The sequence below is a fragment of the Bacillus capparidis genome (assembly GCF_017832095.1).
Taxonomy (GTDB): Bacteria; Bacillota; Bacilli; order Bacillales; family Bacillaceae; genus Bacillus; species Bacillus gobiensis.
Genome location: NZ_JAFDST010000002.1, coordinates 197,849 through 222,144, shown reverse-complemented (window position 1 = coordinate 222,144; position 24,296 = coordinate 197,849). Strand labels below are relative to the sequence as shown.

General features: G+C 40.5%; 21 protein-coding genes. 14 read left to right on the top strand and 7 right to left on the bottom strand.

Annotated elements, in window-relative coordinates; all coding sequences use genetic code 11:
- Nucleotides 1-61: 61 nt before the first annotated feature.
- Nucleotides 62-964: a LysR family transcriptional regulator gene (locus JOC74_RS08175; RefSeq protein ID WP_053604110.1), complete on the bottom strand. Its 903-nt coding sequence runs from the start codon at nucleotides 962-964 to the stop codon at nucleotides 62-64.
- A gap of 180 nt (nucleotides 965-1,144) precedes the next feature.
- Here JOC74_RS08175 and JOC74_RS23445 point away from each other — a divergent pair, with 180 nt between their 5' ends.
- On the top strand, nucleotides 1,145-3,577 hold the full coding sequence (locus JOC74_RS23445; protein WP_245212880.1) for a sodium:solute symporter family transporter: 2,433 nt from the start codon (nucleotides 1,145-1,147) through the stop codon (nucleotides 3,575-3,577).
- A gap of 227 nt (nucleotides 3,578-3,804) precedes the next feature.
- On the opposite strand, the gene JOC74_RS08160 is transcribed toward JOC74_RS23445, so the two are convergent.
- Complete coding sequence (locus tag JOC74_RS08160) at nucleotides 3,805-5,202, bottom strand: right-handed parallel beta-helix repeat-containing protein (protein ID WP_053604108.1); 1,398 nt, start codon at nucleotides 5,200-5,202, stop codon at nucleotides 3,805-3,807.
- Between the two features lie 717 nt (nucleotides 5,203-5,919).
- Here JOC74_RS08160 and JOC74_RS08155 point away from each other — a divergent pair.
- The 7 genes from JOC74_RS08155 (at nucleotide 5,920) to liaR (ending at nucleotide 12,333) form a co-directional block, all read left to right on the top strand.
- Entirely contained in the window at nucleotides 5,920-7,389 is a 1,470-nt protein-coding gene (locus JOC74_RS08155) for an alanine/glycine:cation symporter family protein (RefSeq protein ID WP_053604107.1), read from the top strand.
- Between the two features lie 427 nt (nucleotides 7,390-7,816).
- Entirely contained in the window at nucleotides 7,817-8,197 is a 381-nt protein-coding gene (locus JOC74_RS08150) for a protein liaI (RefSeq protein WP_053604106.1), read from the top strand.
- Between the two features lie 16 nt (nucleotides 8,198-8,213).
- Nucleotides 8,214-8,888 (top strand): stress responsive protein LiaH, encoded by a 675-nt coding sequence (gene liaH / locus JOC74_RS08145; RefSeq protein WP_211086117.1) that lies wholly within the window; start codon nucleotides 8,214-8,216, stop codon nucleotides 8,886-8,888.
- 113 nt (nucleotides 8,889-9,001) lie between these two features.
- On the top strand, nucleotides 9,002-9,874 hold the full coding sequence (gene liaG / locus JOC74_RS08140) for a LiaG family protein (RefSeq protein WP_053604104.1): 873 nt from the start codon (nucleotides 9,002-9,004) through the stop codon (nucleotides 9,872-9,874).
- An 86-nt stretch (nucleotides 9,875-9,960) separates the two neighbouring features.
- On the top strand, nucleotides 9,961-10,644 hold the full coding sequence (liaF, locus tag JOC74_RS08135; protein ID WP_098945311.1) for a cell wall-active antibiotics response protein LiaF: 684 nt from the start codon (nucleotides 9,961-9,963) through the stop codon (nucleotides 10,642-10,644).
- On the top strand, nucleotides 10,641-11,720 hold the full coding sequence (gene liaS, locus JOC74_RS08130; RefSeq protein WP_053604102.1) for a two-component system sensor histidine kinase LiaS: 1,080 nt from the start codon (nucleotides 10,641-10,643) through the stop codon (nucleotides 11,718-11,720). Before liaF ends, liaS begins: the two co-directional genes overlap by 4 nt.
- A complete protein-coding gene (gene liaR, locus JOC74_RS08125) occupies nucleotides 11,698-12,333 on the top strand; it encodes a two-component system response regulator LiaR (RefSeq protein WP_053606104.1) in 636 nt (211 codons plus the stop codon). Before liaS ends, liaR begins: the two co-directional genes overlap by 23 nt.
- Nucleotides 12,334-12,390: 57 nt before the next feature.
- On the opposite strand, the gene JOC74_RS08120 is transcribed toward liaR, so the two are convergent.
- Complete coding sequence (locus JOC74_RS08120) at nucleotides 12,391-12,795, bottom strand: hypothetical protein (protein ID WP_053604101.1); 405 nt, start codon at nucleotides 12,793-12,795, stop codon at nucleotides 12,391-12,393.
- 248 nt (nucleotides 12,796-13,043) lie between these two features.
- On the opposite strand from JOC74_RS08120, the gene fumC reads away from it, so the two are divergent.
- Nucleotides 13,044-14,432 (top strand): class II fumarate hydratase, encoded by a 1,389-nt coding sequence (gene fumC, locus JOC74_RS08115; protein WP_053604100.1) that lies wholly within the window; start codon nucleotides 13,044-13,046, stop codon nucleotides 14,430-14,432.
- 42 nt (nucleotides 14,433-14,474) lie between these two features.
- Here fumC and JOC74_RS08110 read toward each other — a convergent pair whose 3' ends face one another.
- Complete coding sequence (locus JOC74_RS08110; protein ID WP_053604099.1) at nucleotides 14,475-15,362, bottom strand: TetR/AcrR family transcriptional regulator; 888 nt, start codon at nucleotides 15,360-15,362, stop codon at nucleotides 14,475-14,477.
- 156 nt (nucleotides 15,363-15,518) lie between these two features.
- Here JOC74_RS08110 and JOC74_RS08105 point away from each other — a divergent pair, with 156 nt between their 5' ends.
- On the top strand, nucleotides 15,519-15,683 hold the full coding sequence (locus JOC74_RS08105; RefSeq protein WP_098945239.1) for a hypothetical protein: 165 nt from the start codon (nucleotides 15,519-15,521) through the stop codon (nucleotides 15,681-15,683).
- 18 nt (nucleotides 15,684-15,701) lie between these two features.
- On the opposite strand, the gene JOC74_RS08100 is transcribed toward JOC74_RS08105, so the two are convergent.
- Both JOC74_RS08100 and JOC74_RS08095 read right to left on the bottom strand, forming a co-directional pair.
- The gene (locus JOC74_RS08100) at nucleotides 15,702-17,057 is read right to left on the bottom strand and encodes a sensor histidine kinase (protein WP_053604098.1); all 1,356 of its coding nucleotides are present in this window, start codon (nucleotides 17,055-17,057) and stop codon (nucleotides 15,702-15,704) included.
- The gene (locus JOC74_RS08095; RefSeq protein ID WP_053604097.1) at nucleotides 17,054-17,722 is read right to left on the bottom strand and encodes a response regulator transcription factor; all 669 of its coding nucleotides are present in this window, start codon (nucleotides 17,720-17,722) and stop codon (nucleotides 17,054-17,056) included. The genes JOC74_RS08100 and JOC74_RS08095 overlap by 4 nt, the downstream gene beginning before the upstream one ends.
- 238 nt (nucleotides 17,723-17,960) lie before the next feature.
- On the opposite strand from JOC74_RS08095, the gene JOC74_RS08090 reads away from it, so the two are divergent.
- The 4 genes from JOC74_RS08090 to JOC74_RS08075 all read left to right on the top strand — a co-directional run bounded on the left by JOC74_RS08090 (nucleotide 17,961) and on the right by JOC74_RS08075 (nucleotide 23,210).
- On the top strand, nucleotides 17,961-19,427 hold the full coding sequence (locus JOC74_RS08090) for a S1C family serine protease (RefSeq protein WP_053604096.1): 1,467 nt from the start codon (nucleotides 17,961-17,963) through the stop codon (nucleotides 19,425-19,427).
- Nucleotides 19,428-19,617: 190 nt separating this feature from the next.
- Nucleotides 19,618-20,784: a D-alanyl-D-alanine carboxypeptidase family protein gene (locus JOC74_RS08085; RefSeq protein ID WP_053604095.1), complete on the top strand. Its 1,167-nt coding sequence runs from the start codon at nucleotides 19,618-19,620 to the stop codon at nucleotides 20,782-20,784.
- A 92-nt stretch (nucleotides 20,785-20,876) separates the two neighbouring features.
- Complete coding sequence (locus JOC74_RS08080; protein ID WP_053604094.1) at nucleotides 20,877-22,667, top strand: M3 family oligoendopeptidase; 1,791 nt, start codon at nucleotides 20,877-20,879, stop codon at nucleotides 22,665-22,667.
- 81 nt (nucleotides 22,668-22,748) lie between these two features.
- Nucleotides 22,749-23,210, top strand: a complete 462-nt coding sequence (locus JOC74_RS08075; RefSeq protein WP_053604093.1) for a YusW family protein — start codon at nucleotides 22,749-22,751, stop codon at nucleotides 23,208-23,210.
- Nucleotides 23,211-23,234: 24 nt separating this feature from the next.
- Here JOC74_RS08075 and JOC74_RS08070 read toward each other — a convergent pair whose 3' ends face one another.
- Nucleotides 23,235-24,200 (bottom strand): ABC transporter substrate-binding protein, encoded by a 966-nt coding sequence (locus JOC74_RS08070; RefSeq protein WP_053604092.1) that lies wholly within the window; start codon nucleotides 24,198-24,200, stop codon nucleotides 23,235-23,237.
- Between the last annotated feature and the right edge of the window lie 96 nt (nucleotides 24,201-24,296).

Genomic DNA, 24,296 nt, shown 5'->3' with positions numbered 1-24,296 from the left:
CTAGTATTCGAGAATTTGCCGTTACAAAAAGGTGGCAGCAGTTTATTTAATGCAGCCACCTTCATCTATTTATTGACTCCAGCTCATGGATGTTATTCCATAGCATTTGAGTCATATGGCTGAAGGATTTAATCGTATTTATTTCGCGTTTGTCTTCAAGCGTGATCAAGGAGGTTTTTACCGTGACTTTTTCGTCGAATAAACGAATGGCAACAAGCTTATTTTCTTGAAGTTCTTGTTTTACAAAGCTGCTTGTCATCACTCCTAGTCCCATTTGGTTCAAAATCCCCTGCTTGATCGCTTTTTCACTCTCCACTAGAATCGTATGCTTCGGAAGAAACGGAAGCCTGTTAATATATCTGTTTAGCATGTCTTGAAAGTAGCCGCTTATTCGATGTTCAAGAAAAGGCAGCTCGGATAAAAGGTGATTTAATCCATATTTATCATAAAGAGTCATGCTGACAACTAGAAGCATTTCCTCTTCCTCAAGAAGCAAGTTTCTTAGCCCCTTTTCGCTCACCTCACCGGCAATCACTCCGATATCATACTCGCTGTTTAATAAGCCCTTTATCACGTCATTAGTCGATCTTGTGAGCAGCTGGATCTCAGCCTTGGGAAAATTTTTTAAGTATTCTGTTGTAATTGGCAGTAAGTAATTCGAACAGTAAACTTCCGCTGCTGCTATCACTAGCTTGGAGTTCGGCTGGGACAAATTGAGGAATTCGGTTTCTATCTTTTCCACGTGGGAAAAGATCTGGTCGCTATGCGTTTTTAATAGTTTTCCTGCTGGAGTCAGAATTAACTTTTTTCCAATACGAAAAAATAGCTGTTGGTTTAATTCTTGTTCCAGGACTTGGATTTGTGAGCTAACTGTTGGCTGAGTAAAATTTAAAGCTTGAGCCGTTTTGGTAAAATTTAAATTTTCCGCAGCAACTTGAAATGTTTTCAATTGACGTAATTCCATTGAACTCTCTCCATCCCTATTGATTAATCAACTAATGATATAGAGGTATACTGGTTAATGCAAAACTGCTGTTAGGAAATATAACATAGAATATCCCTATTATCATCATTAATTCCTTCAATTTTCTAAAAAGTTTGATAAATGATAGATTGATAATAATTAACGAAAGGGAGGGATACGATGAGTACACTCGATGTCGTGTTAATAATATTCTACTTTTTAGTTATTGTAGGAGTGGGCGTTATAGGGACAAGAAAAATTAAAACATCGGAAACCTATGCCGTCGCTGAACGAAATTTAGGATTTTTTATGTATCTTTCTTGTTTATCGGCAGTCATTCTGGGAGGAGCCTCTACGATCGGAACAGCCAAGCTCGGTTATACTTTAGGCATTTCTGACGCGTGGCTGGTGATTATGATTGGACTGGGTACCCTGTGTCTTGCTTACTTTCTATCAAACAAGCTTTTTGGCATGAAGGTGCTGACGATCAGTGAAATGCTTTTTCGCAGATACAATGGAGAAACGAGGGTTCTCAGCGCAATTGTGGCTTGTATTTATACAGCGATGCTTGTGATCACTCAAGTTATTGGGATGGGAACGATATTAAATGTTTTTCTTGGCTGGGGAATGGTTCCCTCTATTCTATTAAGCGGCGGAATTGTTCTCGTATATACGATGTTAGGAGGCATGTGGTCGATTACAATGACCGATGTTATACAGTTTTGTATTATGACTGTCGGAATCTTTTTTATTATGCTGCCATTCAGCTTATCTCAAGCAGGAGGCTGGGATGGCCTGACTGAAGCAATCCCTGAGGCTTATATGGATTGGACGAACATTGGCTGGCCGACAATTTTTCAGTACTTCCTTCTTTATACTCTAGGGATGCTTGTTGGACAGGATTTATGGCAAAGAACATTTACTGCGAGAAATTTGCGGATTTCAAAAGCGGGCGGAATTGGTGCCGGTATCTACAGTATTTTTTACGCAGTAGCCGTGGCTATAATCGGAATGTGTGCCTACGTGGCATTTCCTAATCTTGACGATTCACAAAGCGTATTTGCCCACATGGCGCTAAACGTTCTCCCACCTGGTTTTATGGGACTTGTTTTGGCAGCAGTCCTATCTGCACTTATGTCGACTGCCTCTGGAACACTGCTTGCTTCATCAACGTTAATTGTCAACGATATTCTAAAACCGCTTATTGGCGGACAAAAAATTCTGTTTCTTTCTCGTCTGATTACGTTGATTGTCGGGATATTGATAATTATTTGCTCAATTTGGATACAAGATGTGCTGATCGCATTGGATATCGCGTATGCCATTTTATCAGGAGCTATGTTCTTTCCGATTATCCTTGGCTTCTTCTGGAAGCGAGCATCAGCAAAAGCAGCCTTTATCTCAATGTTGGTTAGTACGGTTGTCATAATTGGGGGACTTTTTTTCAAAGGAACGACATCTACTGATCCGATTTTATACGGGCTTGCCGCCAGCTTGATCAGATCATTGCTTTTTCTTATCTGTATCCGGATAAAAAAGGCAGAACACAATACTTTCAAGAGAAAGGACAAAACGAGAGTAAAGAAGCACTATAACGAATCAGAAAGGGAGAAAAAAATGCCATTTCCAACACAAGAATTTTTAGCAGAAAGTTTACTGACTGAATCATTTAAAGAACCGAATACACTTCACACCGTTTGGGGGGAGAAATGGGGAGCTTCATCCTATGTCGGACAGATTAAAAAAGTCCTTTTGCACCGCCCGGGGAACGAACTTGCACTCTTGAAACAGATGACCTATGAAGAAAGTGTGGATGCACTTGTATTGCGGGATGAAAACAATCAAATCGTCAGCTATCTAAATGGAAAAGAGCCGATCAATACAGATCTGTTGCAAGCCCAGCATGATCAGCTGAGAAAAACGCTGGAAGCTTGCGGAGCAGAGGTGGTAGATTTGGATTTTACGTCTCCTTTACATACGAAATCGATTTATACAAGAGATATCGGCCTAGTCGTACCTGGAGGGGTTATTTTGACCAGATTTGCTCTCCGAATGAGACAAGGAGAGGAAAAAGCAGCTTACCAAACCTTTGCGAAACTCGGAATGCCTGTTCTCGCAACAATTCAAGGCGATGGATTCGTCGAAGGCGGCAGTTTTGCCATGCTGGATTCAAAAACTGCGATTATCGGCCGGTCCATCAGAATCAACCAATCGGGCATAGATCAATTAAGGCAGATTCTTTCATGGCAGGGAATTGATCTAATCGTCATTGATGTTCCCGCTGACCGGATCCATTTGGACGAAATGTATGTACTCATTGATGAAAATACCGCACTTGTCGAGCCTGCACGCCTGCCTCACTGGTTTCTCGAGGAGCTTCGTGCAAGGGGCATTAAGCTGATCTACACAGATCCGGATGACCCGGAACGTACGACAAATTGCCTGGCAGTTTCTCCGGGAAAGGTTCTAATGACTGCAGATGCGCCGCGAACTGCGGATATTTTATCGGAAAATGGCATCGAAGTGCTGCCTGTCGATATATCGGAAATCCGGAAAATGGGCGGCGGAATTCACTGTTCCACGCTTCCTTTAATTAGAGAAGATGAATCATGAAAATGGGAAAAATGAAAAGAAGAAACTCCTGTTGTCTTATACAGTGTACGATAATTAAAGAGATCTGCTGCTAAAGGAGCATAGTAGAGGATTACAAATTGATCTTAAAGATTTGGAAGTATTCATTAAAAACGATATATCCATTTTAAAGTGGTAAGAGAATCTGTTTCTCAAGGATGTTCGGCTCACCCTCTACCACTCTGAAGATATAGGGGGTGAGCTTCATATCATTTTGTTATTTTTTTTGCAGGTGAATCCTTTTTTAGATTAAAATCATATTTATTCGCATTTTTATATCGAGGATCTAAATATTTGGATGGTGCATCACTTTTTGAAGCGATTTTGAAATCCGGAAATGAAGTATATTCTTCATCTTTCCATATCCAAATACCAGTTTTGCCTTTTTCCTTATGAAATACATTCTTTAATAGTTTATTGTCTTGATTGGTAGTAAAATAGTTGGCGATAAATAAACGAGACGGTCCAGCGGTTAAAATATTTTTTTCTATCACATTGTTTTTTGTATCATGCTGTATTAAAAGCTGTCCTCCATCTAGCTCTTTCGTGTCGTTTCGATAAATAATATTTTGAGAGATCGTAGAATTTATCGTACCTCCCCGATTTTCATCATACCCGCCAATCGATATCCCGGTGTAAAAGTTGTTATAAATAGTATTGTTTATAATGTTAATATGATCAGCATATTTTTTAGCATGCTCAGAGGTTGCTTCAATTCCGATATCGTTATTATAAATGGTATTCTTTTCGATGGTTATATTTTTTCCGCCATCAACGTAAATTCCGCCTGCCGTATAATCTTCTCCATAAGCAGGGTTACCATAAGAGGAAATTTCATAAACTTTATTATTTTTTACTGCACCATTTCGTACATAGTCGGTCTTTTTATTATTAGAAGTACCTTCAAAGCCGATTAGATCAATTCCGATATTGTTACTTCGGCGAACTAGATTATTTTCCACTTTGAATCCGTTAATATCTCCATTAAGAACAAGAGCCTCACTCGAACCGAGTATTAAATCTTCCACTGTATTGTTCAAAATGTTTAGGTCTTTCATTGGGCCAGTTCCATATATAGCGATTCCGTGGCCATTCCCATCATCTGCATGTGTCTCTATCCTCTGCACATGATTATTTTCTAATGTAATATGGCTGCTAGAGCCTGTTACGTAAATTCCTATAACTGTTTCATCTGCTAAATCAGTTATTAAATCCTGTATAGTCAATCCCTTGATTGTAAGATAATTTTTATTGTTAATATTGACTAAGGATGTTGTTCCTCCAACATTCTTTACACTCTTTCCGCTAAGAACAACCTTTTCATTTTTGTAGGCTTGAAAAACAATTGGTTTTGATTTTGTGCCATTATGTTTGACGACAATCTTTTCATGATAGGTTCCTTTGCGTATAAAAACGGCGGTACCAGCTTTAGCTTCTGAAGCAGCTTTTTTTAGTGTGCGGAATGGCTTCGATTTTGTGCCGTTATTTTGATCATTTCCGTTTATAGCTACGTATATATCCCTATCCTGTTTTGCGTTAGATTGGTTAAAAACAAAAACAATTATGATAGCAGCTGCAGCCAAGAGGATAACAACTATTTTTTTCATTATCATAGTTCCTTTGAAAAATATTTTTGAAGTTGAATTTTGGATGCCGTGTTGTTTATTTTATTATAGCCTAGAATAAATACTAATCTATATAATATTCAGTTTCATTTTATATTTTAAGAACGGTATCTTATCACTATCTAGGGAATAAATGTACCGTAATCTAACGGAATAAAGAAAGAAGTTAATGAAAGAAAGCGGATAGTAATATGGTATGATGTCAGTTTATGTTTTCTCATGAAAATCACTTTTGGCTTTCTTTTCTTTGATAAGTTCACACCTTCCTCTTTGGGTTCTCGAGGAACGTCGAGCAAGAGGCCTAAAGCTAATTTACATAGGTCCGAATAACTTGGAATGTACGACATATTGCCTTACTGTTTTGCCGAGAAAAGTCATCATGGCTGCAGATACTCCGAGAACCGCAAGATCACTGGGATCGAAGTGTTACCCGTTGATATATCAAAAATTAGAAAAATGGGCGGGGGAATTCACTGTTCCAGATTGCCTTTAATAAGAGAAGAATACTAAAAGGATGGCTTGGCTTTTCATCAAACAAAGCCGGGTTATTCATGTGAAATAATCTAATATTTTTTGGTTCGGAAGTCACGGTTTTGGCTAGTATTGTTACATTACCTTACTTATTAGGTGAATAATTCATTTTTGTAAGTAAAATGGTGCAGTATAGTTTGTTCATCAATTTCCGAAGGGAGAGGTTTTTTGGAACAGTTTCTTGAATGGCTTGTCGGAATCGTGTGGAGTTCTCCGCTAGTGTGGCTTTGTGCAGTTATTGGATTGCTGTTAACCGGGTTAACTGGTTTTGTACAATTGAGATATTTAAAAGATATGATCATTCAAACGTTTACTGGAAAAAGCTCTAAGGAAGGCGTATCGTCTTTCCAGGCGATATCAATAGCTCTATCCGGACGTGTTGGTACCGGAAATATTGCTGGAGTCGCCGCAGCAATCTATGCAGGAGGTCCTGGAGCTGTTTTTTGGATGTGGTTTATCGGCTTTGTTGGAGCGGCAAGTTCGTTTGCTGAATCGACGTTAGGTCAGATATATAAAAAGCAAGAGTCCGGTCAATATCGCGGAGGACCTGCTTATTACATTGATAAAGCCCTTGGATTAAGATGGTATGCAGTCATTTTTGCGATTGCTGCTATGATTGCGACCGCACTGTTTGCTCCAGGGATCCAGGCAAACTCTATTTCTTCCGGCTTGAAGGAGGCTTTTGGTGTTCCTAATGTTGTATCAGGGATAGTGATGACTGCTATATTAGCATTAATCATTATTGGCGGGGTGAAAAGCATAGCTTCTGTTGCACAGTTTGTCGTCCCTTTCATGGCGGTTGGCTATATTTTAGTTTCGTTAATCGTTATCGGCTTAAATATTGAACAAGTGCCCGCCGTTTTGGAATTGATTTTTTCCAGTGCATTTGGGGCAAATGCTATGTTTGGAGGAATTGTCGGTACCGCTATTTCCTTTGGTATACAGCGCGGGGTATATTCGAACGAAGCAGGACAGGGAACCGGACCGCATGCTGCTGCTGCAGCAGAAGTTTCCCATCCGGTGAAGCAAGGGCTGGTCCAGGCATTTTCGATCTATATTGATACCTTATTTGTTTGTTCTGCAACAGCATTAATGATTTTATTTACTAACAGTTTTAATACGGTAGATGCTGGAGGAAATCCGATTGCAAGCAATGTTTTAGGAGCGGACGGGGCATTAATTGAAGGAACAGCCCAATATACCCAGGAGGCTGTCGAAAGCGTGATTCCGGGGTTTGGTTCGGGATTTGTTGCCATTGCCCTATGTTTTTTCGCGTTCACGACGATCATGGCTCAATATTACATTGCAGAAACAAATATGGTCTATATATTAAAAGGAAAATTCAATAAGATCTTTGCCTTAATTTTAAAGTTAGCCTTAATAGCCACCACTCTGATTGGTGCTTTGTGGGAAACAGGAGTAACCTGGCTTTTAGCAGATCTGGGCGTCGGCATGATGGCCTGGCTTAATCTTATAGCACTCCTGTTTCTCATCAAACCGGTGCTGCGTGCTTTAAAAGATTACAGAGAACAAAAGCTGCAAGGATTGGATCCGATTTTCACACCGAGTAAGCTGGGAATCAAAAATGCGGATTATTGGGAAAAGGAGTATGTGAAGAAGAGAAAAAGGATTTCATAATAAGTACAAGACAAGATAAGGTGAAGAAGGGCTCTATAGCAGCTCTTCTTTTTATGTTTAGCTAAGTTTGGAACTGCTCTACAAGCGTGGAAAGCACACGAAGGAGACGAATGATTTCTCAAGCGGGCAGAAAAAAAGAGAAAGTGGTCACAATAAATTCGGAAGTGGTCGCAATAAAATGTAAAGCGGTCGCAATCATTCCCGAAGCGGGCACATGAGCCCCGGGATGAACGGATATATCGTTATCTCCTTGCCGCTGAATACAGAAAAAACTGAGCTGTCTGCCACCAACTGGCGGTATTGTTTTGGCTAAGAGTCTGTCCTCCTATACGACCCTGGTCTTATCTTAAAATCCTTCTCTGTCTCGTTTTATAGGCTTTTAATTTTGACTATAGTTAAGTCAAGGAACGAGAAAGGAGGGACACACGTGAAAATTAGCGGCAAATCCATAATCGGCATCGTCTTGATTTTGTTTGGACTTTCTCTCTTCTTTGGAGGCGGAAGTTTTGGAGGGCTGATTGCAATCGCTGTTTCTGCAGGACTGCTGTACTACGGGGCAAAACGCTGGAGCAGAGGACATAAAATTTCCGGGATCATCCTGATTCTGTTTGGAATTTGCTTTGTAACCGGATCACTCCCGTTTATTTTAGGATTGGCTTTGGCGGCCGGGCTGATTTATTTCGGTTGGAAAATGATCAAGGATGAATCAAAAGAAGCAGATCCGATCATCCATTCACATAAAGAAGACACCGTTTACCAATCAAACTTTGATTCAGAATGGGAAGATTTTTTGAAAAAAAATAAATAACAGGAGGAACGAAAACATGGTACTTAAACGAATGAGAGATATGTTCGTCGCTCAAATCAATGAAGGACTGGATAAGGTAGAAAACCCGAGGGTTATGCTGAATCAATATGTAAGGGACATGGAAAGCGATATTGCTAAAGCGAAGCATATCATTATCGAGCAACAAACGATTGAGCGGGGCTTTAAGAAGAAATTCGAGGAAGCAGAACAATTAGAGACTAAACGCAGAAATCAAGCGCAGCTCGCTTTTGATGCCGGCGAAGAAGAGCTTGCCCGTAAAGCCTTAGCTGAAATGAAATATTACGAAGAAAAAGCGAAGGAACATAAAGAAAGCTATGAACTGGCAAAGAATCAAGTGAAAGAACTGAAAAACCAGCTGGAGACACTTGAAGGGAAGCTTCAGGATCTTAAGGATAAAAAGCATGCATTAATTGCACGCGCGAATGCGGTGAAAGCAAAGGAACATTTAAATGCATCATTTAACAGGATTGATAGCGATAGTGCATATCGGGAATTTATGCGAATGGAAAACAGAATAGAAGAAATGGAAATTAAGGTGAACAGCTTTGCTGACATTTCCGGTTCAAGCTCCTTCACGAATCTCGAATATGCTGGCGAAGTAGAGAAAGAGATTGAAAAAATGAAAGCGAAGAAAAAGGATAATGGCGAGCTTCTGGCAAGCAAGCAGTAATCGCAATGAATGGGGGGCTGGCTTTAGCCTCCTACCCCTGTCTTGAAATAATAGTTTCAATGCAAACGAACATTCCTTATAATAAGGATGACCCATAAAAAATGAGGGATACTATGAAAAAACTTGTCGGGAATCTGATGATATTATTCGGCATCTTACTATTGGTCTTTCTTGTCTTCCGGGACGGCTTTTTTTTCTTGATTAGTCCGGGAGAGAGTAATACTACTGCCTCTGCTGATGTTAGTGATATTGACGAGATTGAGGTTTCTTCAAGGAGTACGAACGTTGATATTGTCGGAGAAGAGCGTGATGACATTTACGCTGAATTGCATGGCGGCAAAAATATCAGCTTGGATGCGAGTGAAAGCGGAGGGAAGCTTTCTCTTAACGTAAAGCATAAGGGTTTGTCTTTCTTTTCGTTCTTTCAAGATCATAAGCTGGTCGTGCATGTCCCGGCCGAGTACAAAGAAAACCTGTCTGCCGATCTCACAAGCGGCAATTTGCGATTATCAGCAGATCATCAATTAAGCTTAGATCAGCTCTCTTTGGAAACGAGCAGCGGGAATATTAAAGTGGACGAAGTAGATGCAAAAGAATTGAATGTAAAAGGAACTTCAGGAAACATTGGATTATCAGATATCAACGCTTCAAATTCAACATTAAGGACTACATCTGGAAATATAGAAATTGAAAACCTGACCGGAAAAATTCATTCGAAACTGACTAGCGGAAATGTTACAGTCAGCTTAAATGAATTGACAAACGATCTCCAATTTCAATTAACCTCCGGGGAACTGAGCCTCTCTTTGCCTGAAGACGCGGATATCGCTCTCGAAGCAAATACCACCAGCGGAGACATCAGCCATTCTTTTGATTTTGACAAAATTGAGTCTGATGAAAATAAACTGAAGGCCTCAAAAGGAAAGGCAAACCATAACGTATCAATTTCGGTCACAAGCGGTGATGTAGAGATTGATGGGCAATAATTCACAGAAAGGAGCGGGGCCGCTTGCGTCTAACTAAGAAAAAGCTACTTGGGCTTCTTGTAATACTTTTCGGGATAAGTGTCTTTATGCAAAATAGTGGTCTGGGTGACGCAGTGTTCTGGCCGCTCTGTTTTTTAATTGCAGGATACTTTTTCCATAAATATTCCCACCGATTACTCGGATCAGTCATGTATGTCTTTGCTGGATTGCTCTTCGTAAAATCGTTATTCAGCATCACCTTTAATCTTTTCGGGTACCTTTTCGCTGCTTTTCTCATTTATGCAGGATATCGTTTAGTTACGAATCAGCCCGTTTTTGCTCAAAAGGAAAAAACAAAGGAACCATCAAAAAAAGTGGATCTGACGAAAAAGAAATCAGAACCGGTGAACCATACAATTCCGACAGCCAATCGCAACTTTTTTATCGGAGAAGTCAGGTTAATGAAAAATCCTTTTGATCTTACAGATCTAAATATTTCCGGTTTTATCGGCGATGTGAAGATTGACCTCTCGAAAGCCATCGTTCCTGAGGGTGAAAGCACGATTGTCATAAGCGGGATTATTGGCGATATTGATATTTATGTGCCGGCTGACTTGGAGGTGGCAATCACCTCATCGGCATTTGTGGGTGATATGGATATAATTGGAGACAGAAGCAGCGGATTAAGCAGCAAAATCCATGCGTCATCTTCTAACTACAACAACAGTTCAAGGAAAGTGAAAATATCTATTTCATTGTTTATCGGGGATGTGGACGTGAGATATTTATGACAAGAAAAATACTTTCCAATATCCAATGGAGATCGGTAAGGATGTATTTGGGTGCGAGTTTTTTTGTCATGAGCGCCATAACCGTACTTTTGTTTTTTTATTATCAGCTTGATCCAAGCCTGCTTTTGTCATCAAAATGGTTTGGTGTTCCGTTTTTCGCCATCCTGCTCATGATCTGTGTTTTCATTGGCTTTGGTTCTGGGTATATTTTCGGTAATGATTTGAAGAATCGCTTGGAAAAGTTAATTGAATCCATATTAAAATTTGAAAATGGGAATTTTGCCTATCGGCTCCCTGCGCTTGGCGATGACGAAATCGGAATGGTGGCAGACCAGTTAAACGAAATGGCTAAGAGAGTCGAGCTTCAAGTGGCATCACTTCAAAAGCTGTCTAACGAACGTGCTGAGTGGCAAATCCAAATGAAAAAATCTGTCGTGTCAGAAGAACGGCAAAAGCTTGCAAGAGACCTGCACGATGTCGTAAGCCAGCAGCTGTTCGCCATATCGATGATGACATCTGCAATACTCGAATCGACGACCGGCTTAAATGAGAAAGTGGCAAAGCGCATGAAATTAGTAGAAGGGATGGCTGCGAATGCTCAAAATGAAATGAGGGCGCTCCTCATGCATTTAAGGCCGGTGACTCTGGAGGGCAAAGGATTAAAAGAAGGACTTTTTGAGCTGTTGCAAGAATTCAAAGAAAAAGAGACTCTTGAGATTGACTGGGAGCTCGAAGACATCCAGTATCTATCAAAAGGAGTAGAAGACCAGCTGTTCCGGATTGTTCAAGAAGCACTATCAAATGTGTTTCGCCACTCGAAAGCCTCGAAGGTTACAGTTCGCCTTTTAGCAAGAAACAGCCAGGTTCAGCTAAAGGTCATTGATAATGGAATCGGATTTAAAATGGACGACATCAAAACTTCTTCTTACGGGTTGAATTCGATTCGTGAACGGGCAAGTGAAGTAGGAGGAGTCGCAGAAATCATTTCGTTTGAAACGAAAGGAACGCAAATTGATGTCAAGGTTCCTATCTATAAGGAGAGGAGTGAACATGTTGATACGGGTACTGTTGATTGATGATCATGAGATGGTTAGAATGGGGTTGGCAGCATTTTTAGAAGCGCAGTCTGACATTGAAGTAGTTGGCGAAGCATCAGATGGGGAGACTGGAGTGAAAATGGCTGTTGATCTAAAACCAGACGTCATCCTTATGGATCTGGTCATGGAGGGCATGGATGGAATAGAGGCGACAAAAAAGATTTGCAGCCAAATGGAAAACGCAAAAATCATCGTGTTAACGAGCTTTATTGACGATGATAAGGTTTATCCTGTCATTGAAGCCGGAGCTCTCAGTTACTTGTTAAAAACTTCAAAAGCAAAGGATATTGCCGAAGCGATCAGATCTGCAAGCATTGGAGAACCGAAGCTTGAGGCAAAGGTCGCGGGAAAAGTCCTGTCCAGATTGCGTCATTCCTCTTCAGAGCAGCCGCTCCATCATTCATTGACAGCCAGAGAGCTGGAAATACTTCGTCTCTTGGCTGAAGGCAAAACAAACAAAGATATTTCAGAGGACCTTTACATAACGATAAAAACAGTGAAAACTCACGTAACGAATATTTTATCTAAGCTTGAGGTGGCAGACCGAACCCAGGCAGCCATTTACGCTCACCGGAATAAGATTGTACAATAAATAAAGGCCTTCCAAACTATAGGAAAGCCTTCATTACTTTATCCTGCATTACGGCCATTAACCGTGCCAATATTTCCGTTCGTTTTCTTGAAATGGCAGTTCTTCTTCTATTTCTGCTGTCAATTCCTGTTCATCTGCCGCTATGTGAGTATTATTCATTGGGGCAGAAGGGGCTTGGGCTTCGTTTTTCATTTCTAACAGCTGTTTTAGCAATGCAGTTGTCATTTCTGATGACCGCTCTTGCACTTCAATCAATTTGGCAGTGCCGAGCAGGAGAAATCCTCCGATAATAAGAAGAATAGGAGTTATAGAATAGGACAAAAAAGACATCATAGACTCGATATAACCCACTCCACCCCCTATATACGGATCTGATAAGAGGGATTGGTTCATCGTCGCAAAGAATATTAGAATTCCTGCCACAATTAATAGAATTCCGACAACCTGCAGCGTTCTTTTCAAACAGACACACCCTTTCTACTGTATTTTACCATGGCTCCCAACCTCTTCAAAAGATCTTCTAGATAATTTTGAAGAACAACTATATTGATGAAAAAACGGTTGGGGAATACAGCACTTAAAAAGCAGGTCAGGTTCACAATGGATGTACCACCGAATTTTTTTAGATTTTCATAGAAAAATACGATAAAATTTTAATAAAGGATATTACTTGTTTTCATCGAAGTACTAGATTAATGGAGGGATACATAATGGAATACAGAATTGAAAAAGACACAATGGGAGAAATAAAAGTACCGGCAGACAAATATTGGGGGGCGCAAACTCAAAGAAGCAGGGAGAATTTTAAAATAGGCAATGAAAAAATGCCGCACGAAATTGTGAAGGCGTTTGCAATTCTCAAGAGAAGTACAGCAATTGCGAATGAAAGGCTTGGGAATTTGGAGAAGGAGAAATCAAAGGCAATCGTATCCGTCTGTGATGAGGTCTTGAAAGGTACGTACGATGATCAATTTCCATTGGTTGTTTGGCAAACTGGCAGCGGAACCCAAAGCAACATGAATATGAACGAGGTTGTTGCTAACCTGGCGACCGAATATCTGCAAGAAAAAGGCGTATCGGAAAGGATCCACCCAAATGATGACGTGAACCGCAGTCAAAGCTCAAACGACACCTTTCCTACGGCAATGCACGTTGCTGCTGTACTATCAGTCTACGAAAAGCTTATTCCGGCGATCGATCAGCTGAAAGGCACTCTTGATGAGAAGGCCCAAGCCTATGAAGATGTCGTGAAAATTGGCCGGACCCATCTGCAGGATGCTACGCCATTAACGTTAGGTCAGGAAATCAGCGGATGGGTATACATGCTGGAGCGTTCGAAAGAAATGATTCTGGAATCTACTGAAAAAATCCGCGAATTGGCTATTGGCGGAACCGCGGTAGGAACCGGGATAAATGCTCATCCGGAGTTTGGGAACATAGTAGCGGAGGAAATCAGTCAGTTGACGAAGCACAACTTCCGTTCTTCGCCGAATAAGTTTCATGCCCTAACGAGTCATGACGAATTAACCTATGTGCATGGGGCAATAAAAGCGTTGGCAGCTGATTTAATGAAAATTGCGAACGATGTAAGATGGCTTGCGAGCGGGCCGCGATGTGGAATTGGCGAACTGGTGATTCCTGAGAACGAACCGGGAAGCTCAATTATGCCGGGAAAAGTAAACCCGACTCAATGTGAAGCATTAACGATGATTGCTGTACAGGTCATGGGGAATGACGCAACAATTGGAATTGCTGCAAGCCAAGGGAATTTTGAATTAAATGTGTTCAAGCCCGTGATTGCTTATAACTTCCTGCAATCCGTCCAGCTGCTTGCTGAAGGAATTCACTCATTCCATGACAATTGTGCGGTTGGAATTGAACCGAATCAAGAAGTTATTCAACGGAATTTGGAAGAATCACTTATGCTGGTGACTGCATTGAATCCGCATATCGGGTATGAAAATGCGGCGAAAATCGCAAAGCTTGCCCATAAAGAAGGTTTGACATTGAAAGAGGCTTCTTTGAAATTAAATCTATTAACTGAGGAAGAGTTTGATCGGTTTGTGAAGCCGGAAGATATGGTGAATTCAAAGGCTTAACATACGGAAGAAACGGCTGTCATTCAGCCGTTTCCCCCCATTTTAGATGAAGTTGGAACCATTCTTTCTTTCATTTATCAGATGATCGAGCATTTCAGCTTCTCCTTTAATTTCGTCTACTGCTTTTAAATTGGCAATCATGCCTTTAATAATTGCAGTTCGCGGAGTTGGATGCCTAAGTTCATTTTCAAGCAGCTCCAAGCTTTCCATGATTTCTTGATGATGAGAGCGGTCGGGTAGACGTGAGGCTTTTTCTTTAATTTTTTTGATCATTGAATGTCCCGGTTTATGCTCCATATCCGGCCATTCAAATAAGCTGCTAGCAGTCAAGTTTGTCACAAGCGGCTTTTCATTTCTTCTAATCATCCCTTGGACAAGGTCATCGACCCTGTCGACAATCGTGGATGTCAGCCTGCTGATTTCTAATGGAAGTTTATATAAAATGATCAGCTCCAAATAGACGTGGGTAAGCCCCTCAATTAATAAGCAAATATCGGCCAGATAGGGGGCAATGCCTTCACCGTAAATGTGCTTTACATTTTGTGTATGCAGTTCAAGTGATGTCGCTTTGAACTGATTGGCGATCGTACGAATGTCCTTATTGTCAGGCATTGATTTTTCTTTCATTTGCATCGTAATAAAATCCTGGTGTTCAAGAATATTTTCATAATAAACCGCAAGCTGCTTCCGATAAACTTCTTTGGGGGGGAGATGGCTGGTTTTCAATTCGTCAATTCGGGTAAATACTTTGTGATAATAGTATTCGAGGATGCTTACCAATAATGCGTCTTTCGATTTGAAGTAAATGTAAAAAGCGCCTTTGGATATTCCGCATTCATCAGCGATTTCTTGAACAGAGGTCGTTTTATATCCTTTTTCTGCGAACAATTTAATTGCTTGATTAATGATGCTTATTTCTTTTTGCTTCATGAATGCCCATCCTCCATGTTGACGTTGGCTAAAGGAGTGACCAAGTGGTCAAACCGAAAATTTAACAAGATTGTAACTTGTAATTCATACTCTTGTTTTATATATTATATAGTAAGGTGACTGTATGGTCAAAATTAACTGAAAGGGTGCATCGCCATGAAAGAATTGGAACAGATCATTTCCCGTTTAAAAAGCCAGGGAATCAAAGCTGAAAAAGTCAGTTATCCAAAGCAAATGGTCGAAGAAAAACGCTGGATACAGCATTCGAAAAGACATGTGACAAAAGGCTATCGTGATTTAAACGGATATTCATTTACGTAAAAAAACAGACTGCGCAGATTACAGCCTGTTTTTTGGAACGATGATTGTATAGCACACTCCTGTTTCTTTATTTTCAATCTTGATTTTTGCATTATGAAGCTCCAATATACGTTTTACGATGCTAAGCCCTATTCCGAATTCGCCTTTCTTCCCTTTATTAAAAGGCTCAAATAGGCTGGTAAGCATCTTTTCTTCAATATGCGGTCCATCATTTTTGATCGTTAGAATGGCTTCATTTGCATTTCCTGTGCGAACCTGAATTTCTATGGTTTGTTCCGCATAGCGTATTTGGTTTTCCAAAATGTTTTCGACCAATTTATTCCACTGTTCTTCATCCCCTTCAATAGATACATCATCTAAAGAGGTCAGCCAATCTATATCGATTCTAGACCATTTTAACCGATCCACAACCGATTGGATCGTTTCGCTCAAATGAAATGTTTCCCGAACTTGCTTTTGTTTCGAAAGATAATCCAGTTTTGTCAGGTATAATAAATTTTTGATTTTCTTCTCCAATTTTTCAGCTTCCGCTTCAATGACATCCACTGTACTATCTAAATCACCCTGCGGAAAGATTCCGTCCTTTATTGCTTGAGTGTACCCGCGAATGACCATTACTGGTGTTTTTAAGTCGTGTGAAATATTTTGCATTAATGCTCTTTCTGTCTCATCCTTATGAATAAGCTTTTGCCTCATATCCTCGATGCTTTGGCCGAGATGTCCAATTTCATCCGTCCGATCGACGGTCACAGGATCGTGCCAGTCCTGTTTGCTGATTTGTTTGACGTGCTTTTCCAAAGTGACCAAGGGTCTTGATAAATAACGCGCCAGCCAAAGAGAAGGAATCCAGCTTAATATCAGTACAATAGCTAAACCGTAAAGCAGCCTTTTAAACAGTGTGAATGACAGTGTGTCCCGATACGAATCAAATGCATAGGAAAGCAGGTATCCCGGCTGGTCATTGACGATCACTTTTTTTACGACGAAGAAAACTCTTGTATTGCCTATATCTTCAGAATATCTTCTCGTCTTTGTGTGTTGGCTGTTGACCAATTCATAGACCTTTTTTATGAACGAGTCGGGAACAAATTGCTGTTTTCGGTACAGGGAGATATCCTCTGGAAGCAGGATGTGCTGCACCGATCGTTCCGTGCTCGGTGCAGAGGCATCTTTGGAAAAATCGCGTCTCTCCAGAGAACCGGGCACTCGAAACTCAGTTAAAATGTGCTGCTCATTTTCGATCGTCGTATAGATTTCATCCGTAAAAAAGTTTCGTAACGTCGTGAGCAGCAAAATCATCAACAAAATGGCAATAACAAATAAAATCGCTGCTATTGATAACCAAATTTGAAAGGCGAGAGGTTTGTTTTTCATCCTTTTGCCATCCTGTAGCCAAACCCGTAGATCGTCTCGACCTTAAGCTCAGGCATTTTTTTTCTTAATCGCCGAACGAGATCATCGACGACACGATCGGTGCCAAAATAGTTATCTCCCCAAATTTTCACCAAAATATCTTCCCTGGAAAATGCATGGCCTTTGTTTTTAATAAATAATAGCAAAAGGTCAAACTCCTTTGATGTCAAAGTGATCGATACACCATTTTTGTAGACTTCTCTCAGCTCTTCGTAAACCTCATACGGAGAAAGGAGAGGGGAAGCTTTTGGCCTGTCATTTTTATATACTAGTTCAAGTAGTTTTTTTACACGAATGATGAGTTCCCTGGGCAGGAATGGCTTTGAAATATAATCGCTGCTTCCCAGTTCAAGGCCGAGTACTCTATCAATATCGGCGTCTCTTGCCGATATAAAAATGACAGGAACGGCCGGGTCTTGTTTTTTAATTTCCTTGATTATCGTGTAGCCGTCAATATCAGGGAGCATGATATCAAGGATCCAAATATGAGGAGAGGGCGTTAACTTGTTGATTGCATCTGTTCCATTTAAAAAAGACGTAACGATCCAGCCCTCGCTTTGTAAGTATTTCGTTAACAGCTCATTTAAGCTTTGTTCATCTTCCACAAGGTTAACTGTGTAGGACAAAATGAGTCACATCCTTTCTTACGCCATTATAAACGGTTAATATGTATTCAAGAAGGTTTTTCACAATTTCACATATTTTTTTCATTTTTATCCCACAATGTTTGCGTATTATACACGTAAGGGAAGAAAGAGAATGAGGAAATGATTGGATGATAAGTTATTTCTTTGGTACATAGCAAGATGATTGGAAAGCTGTGCACCAGACCATGATAGAAATGAAAGAAGGAGTGATTTTTTCATGGATTACAGACGAGAAGACCAAAACCAAGAAAATAATAATCAACAGAACAATAACTCAAACGAGCAAAATCAATACAACTCGAAAGCCGATGAGCCGAATTCTTACAAACAGGAAGAAGAACGCCGTGTTGTTTGGAACAGTGACGATACACGAGATGATTCAGACAAAGTCGACGCTCCGGTCATATCGAAACAAAATTCTCAACCAAATCAAACAATTTACGAAGCGGGTGAAACAGCAGCTTCCGTTGAAGAATCGAGAGAAAAAAATAACAATAAGACAAAAAAACGAAGAGCAGCTTCTTGGCTGAGCCCCATCCTCGGAGGTGTCATTGGAGGCGGCTTGGTGCTTGGCGTGTTCCCTTATTTGCCAAATCAACAAGAGGAAAATACCCCGATAACGGAGAATGCAAGCTCTGGACAGGAGCAGTCTCCTAATTTTACAAAGACATCTGCTTCTAAAAACAACTCCGATTCAATTGCGGATATGGTGGAAGAGCTGTCACCATCTATTGTCGGTATCAGCAACATCCAAAACCAACAAAGCAGCTTCGGATTTGAAAACAATAGCAACAAAGGTGTAGAAAGTGGAACGGGAACTGGCATTGTCTTTAAAAAGGATGGCGATAAGGCTTATATTGTTACAAACAACCATGTCGTAGAAGGAGCTAACAAAGTCAAAGTCTCTCTTTTTGATGGCAGCGACACGGAAGCAAAATTAGTCGGAAGTGATGCGTTAACCGACTTAGCTGTTCTTGAAATAAGCTCAAAAGGAATTGATTCGGTAGCCAGCTTCGGAAATTCCTCCAAAGCGAGACCCGGCGATCAAGTCATTGCCATCGGAAATCCGCTTGGACACGACTTTTCCAGAACTGTAACTGAAGGTATTATTAGTGGAATCAACCGGTCGGTGGATGTTTCGACCTCGCAAGGAAGCTGGGAAATGAACGTGCTGCAAACCGATGCGGCGATTAATGCTGGAAACAGCGGAGGTCCCTTGATTAATAGCGATGGACAGGTCATTGGCATTAACAGTTTGAAAATCAGCGAAACCGGAGTAGAGTCGATAGGCTTCGCTATTCCAAGCAATGATCTGCAGCCAATTGTAGATGAACTCCTTGAAAAAGGAAACGTTGAACGGCCGTTTCTTGGAGTAAGTATGTTAGATATGGAGAGGGTTCCGCAAAACTATCAAGAAGGCACACTCGGCCTCTTTGGGGATCAGCTGAATAAAGGCGCGTATATAGATGATGTGCAGTCCGGGTCTGCGGCTCAAAAAGCAGGAATTAAGTCCGGCGACGTTATTGTAGGAATTAACGGCAAATCAGTCACAAACACTGGTGATTTAAAAAATATTTTATATAAAGAAACTAAAATTGGCGATAAGGTCACGATGGATGTTCTTCGTGAAGGCAAGAAACAAACATTCAGTGTTACGCTTAGTCAAAAAGAAGAGGAGTCTTAAAATAGAATATAATTGGTAAAAACGGCCTTTATAGGTCGTTTTTTACTATGTTATTATAATTTGCATGTTTGATTCCTGGTAAAAGACCTATAAAACTTCCGAATTCCATTGAAATCTACCATTCGGGACTGATAAGATTTAAGAGGGAAATATAGACTTTTTCGAAACTTTTACATATACAGGTGATTCCATGTTCTTTATACGATCCATTCTTCTACTTATCGTCCTACTATTTGCAGCAGGAATTCAAAAGCAGGCAGGTGCAGCTGAGAAAGAGCCTGTGTTAGAAAGTGAATCTGCTATTTTGATGGATGCGAAGTCAGGGGATATTATATTCCAAAAAAACAGCGGAAAAAAAATGTACCCCGCGAGTATAACTAAGATTGCAACGGCTATTTATGCTATTGAAAAAGCGAATCTTGAAGATAAAGTTACCGTGAGTGCCAATGCGGCAAATATGGATGGAACGAAGGTGTATCTTGAAGAAGGAGAACATATGAAATTGAAGCAATTGATTCAAGGCATGCTGATCAACTCAGGCAATGACGCTGCAATGGCCGTAGCGGAATATGTCAGCGGTAATCCTGATCAATTTTCAAAAGATATTAATGCTTACCTCCATGAGAGAATAGGCGTTTCTCAGACGAATTTTATGAATCCAAGCGGACTTTTTCATGAAGATCATTATACAACCTCAGAAGACATGGCGAAAATCACCGCGTATGCAATGAAAAATGACGGGTTCAGAGAAATTTTTCAAACAAAAAAACTCCCATGGAACGGAAAATCATGGGATACGACACTGGTTAATCACCACCGGATGCTTACAGGGGAAATTTCTTATGCGGGAATTACAGGCGGTAAAAATGGCTTTGTGAACGAATCTAAGCACACCCTTGTTACGACAGCCAAAAGAGACAATTTAGATCTCATCGCAGTCGTGTTGAAGGCTGATCAAAAAAACTTCATGTACAAGGATACGATGCAGCTCCTTGATTACGGCTTCAAAGGCTTTGAAACCAAAAAATATGTTCAAGGTGAATCCTTCTCGACAGAATCGGCAGACAGCGCCAAACTGCCAAGTGATTTAATGATCACGAAGAAAAAAAACGAAACCCTTTCCGAACGTGTAGATAGCTCTGGTAAGCTGAATATACTGGGAGAAGATGGCCGGATAATAAATTCGATGCAGCTGGCAATTGACAATAAACATGAACCGAAAGAAGAAGATCCGATTCAACAGACACAGCATGTGGATGGAGAAATCAATCGGTATTTGCCGCCCATTTTAATGGTTCTTTGCCTGCTGGGTTTATTGGCGACAGACAGATTTGTAAAAAAATTAAGAAACAGTTGAGCTTCTGACTTAGTCGGAGGCTCTTTTTCTTTCTAACAATATTTTCATAATTAGCTTATAATAAAAAGAATAGTCGAGAAGGGAGAATAGGTATGACACTAAATAATTTAAAAGAAACCTGGAATCTGGATGTGTTCTTTAAAGGAGGGAGCCATTCAGAAGAGTTTGCTTCCTATTTGAATATGATCAGAGAAGAATTGTCTGCTTTTCATGAACAGGTCAAGTCCTTTACCAGTCCTAAGCATACCGGTGATATAAATGAATTGTCAGCCATTCTCAGCTTATTCGAAAGTGTCGTGAAGAAGACAAGACAGGCTGGAGCATTTGTCAGCTGCTTACAGGCTCAAAATATGAAAGACTTAAAGGCAAATCAGAAACGATCAGAGATCACACAGTTAAGTGCAACATTTCATAACTCTTTGGTCTTATTCGATAAAAAGCTCTCGGAAATTGACAAAAGCCTTTGGAACGAACTGCTGCAGCAGGAAGAAATAAAAGAAATTTCATACATATTAAATGAAAGAAGAGAAAAGGTAAAAGATCGTCTTTCGGTCGAACAGGAGACGCTTATTCAAGGGATTGCAGTTGATGGTTATCATTCTTGGGGAGATCTGTACAATGCAATCGTTTCTAAAATTAAAATTCCGTATGAAGACGACGGAGAAACGAAAATGCTTTCGGTTGGCCAAGCCTCTAATCTAACTGCAAGGCCGGAACGCCATACGCGAAAGATAATTACAGAAAATTTAAATCGCGCATGGGAGCAGGATGCTGATATCCTTAGCCGAACACTGAATCACCTTGGCGGATTCAGGTTAAATGTTTATGGCGCACGACGCTGGAACAACGTCTTAAAGGAGCCTCTTGAAATCAATCGGATGAAAGAAGAAACATTGGATGTCATGTGGGAGGTCATCAGCGATAACAAACAGCCGTTTGTCGATTACTTAAATCGAAAAGCAGAACTTTTAGGGCTCGACAAGCTCGATTGGTGTGATCTGGAAGCCCCGATCGGAACCGATGCAGGGGAGTATTCGTATGATAGAGCGGCTAATTTTATTGTCGATCAGTTCAAGTCATTTGCTCCTAAGCTTTCATCTTTTAGTGAAAAAGCGTTTAAAGACCGATGGATTGAAGCGGAAGACCGGGATGGCAAACGCCCGGGCGGCTTCTGTACGAGCTTCCCCGAAAGCGAACAATCGAGAATTTTCATGACGTTTTCTGGCAGCGCCTCAAACGTTTCGACCCTTGCCCACGAACTTGGGCATGCCTATCATCAGGAGGCAATGCTCGATGTCCGCCCTTTAAATAGAGGGTATGCAATGAATGTGGCCGAGACTGCATCTACATTTGCGGAAATGATTGTCGCTGATGCGGCGTTAAAGCAAGCCGATTCGGACGAACAAAAATTGGTATTGCTTGAAGATAAGCTTCAGAGAAGTGTCGCATTTTATATGAATATCCATGCCCGGTTCCTGTTTGAAACAAGATTTTATGAAGAAAGAAAAAAAGGAATGGTTTCTGCGGAGAGATTAAATCAATTGATGGTTGAGGCGCAAAAAGAAGCCTATTGTGATGCGTTAGGCGACTATGCACCGTATTTCTGGGCCTCAAAGCTTCATTTTTATATCACATCTGTGCCTTTTTATAATTTTCCTTATACATTTGGATATTTATTTTCATTGGGTATTTATGCAAGAGCATTGAAGGAAGGAGCGAGATTTGAGGAAAAGTATATAGCGCTATTAAAGGATACCGCTTCAATGACAGTTGAAGATCTGGCGTCAAAGCATCTAAACGTTGATCTGACAAAACGTGAGTTTTGGGAGGATGCAATCGAGCTTTCTATAAAGGATGCTGAAGAATTTCTGCGTTTAACTTAAACCGCAGGATAAGACACGCATAACCTGCAAACATGTGGAGCATGCTAAAGGAAAAAAGTGTTCGTATGGGAGTTGAATAGCATGCGTCTGTCTTTGCAGATGATGATGATTGTTTGTGTGGCCATTACTTCGGGATGCGGGTTAGCCGGTTTTGAAAAAACAGAAGACCGTTCGTTAAATGTTGCGGATGCCGTTGATGTTGATCAATCGACGCTCCCATTTAAAAGCTTCAAGCTTGCGGTTTACTACGGACAAGGAAACCAGGATTCATTTCAAGCCATTTATCGCAATTCGCCAGAAGAAACAGCAGAAATTAAAGACGGCCTTAGTGGAGTCAATCATATCGGGGACGAAGCGTTAGTAGAAATGAAAATGATGCTTGACGAGCTGCAGCCGGAGAATAATCAATCAGAGGATTCGTTAGTTCATGACATCCTATCTTCCTTTAATTTAGAGGAAGATTACGAAAAGCTTGATTTGGAAATAACGATGAAGGACGGAAACCAATTAAATTATCATAAGAAGAGCCCTCACAAATCGTGAGGGCTCTTCTTTAAACTGCTTTTTTTACTTTTCCAGGAAGTAAGATTCAATATCGTCAAGCAGCAGATTCGCAGCTTTCACTCCGCCTGCAGTTGTCCAAACTGTATCATTAACTTTATGCGCATTTCCTGACTTAACAGCCTTTAAATTTTTCCAAAGCGGATCGTTCGTCCAATTATTCTCCCACTCACTCGCATCTTTTTCAGATTCAGCTGGTTTATAAGTGAAGTAAAATAGAACATCTCCGTCCATCTCCGGGATTGATTCCTTGCTTTCAGTCATATATGCAAACTTGTCGTCTTGAGATTCAAATATTTTGTCCTGATTTGCAGGATATTTAAATCCGAGCTGGCCCAATATTACACCAGGAAAAGAATCTTTATAATAAATCCGTGATTGGCCAGCCATAAACCTGACTACGGAAACCTTTTTCTCTTTTTTATCTCCAAGCTTTTCACTTAAATCTGTCACTCGCTTATCGAATTGATCGATAATTTCTTTTCCTTTTTGTTCTTTATTGACTGCATTTGCATAGAGATTGAAATTTACTTTCCAATCACCGCGGAGCTCTTCGGAAAAAACTGTTGGCGCGATTTCGGAAAGCTGTTCATAGACTTGCTCTTGACGAATTTTATTTCCGATGATTAAATCTGGCTCTAATTCGGCAATCGCTTCAATGTTCGGTTCGCTCTCTGTCCCCACGTTTTTGACATTCTTCATGCTGTCTTTAATATGGTCATACCAAGGATCTCCGGTCCAAGATTGGACAGCCCCTACAGGTGTAATCCCCAGTTCTAACAAAGCTTCTGTTCCTTCGTTTGTTAAAACAACGACTTTTTTAGGTTCAGAAGGAACATCAGCAGTTCCCATTGCGTGGTCTATGGATCTAGTTTTATCTGGTGAACTGTCTTCAGACGATCCGCCGCCACATGCAGCAAGAATGAGTAATAGTATAACAGTAAATAAAGATAATAGTATTCTATTTTTCATTTATGTAAAATCCTCCTATGAAAATCATTATCAATTAGATCATAATGTGAAGGATTAATAATGTCAATCTTTAATTGAAAATGATTTTCAAGATCA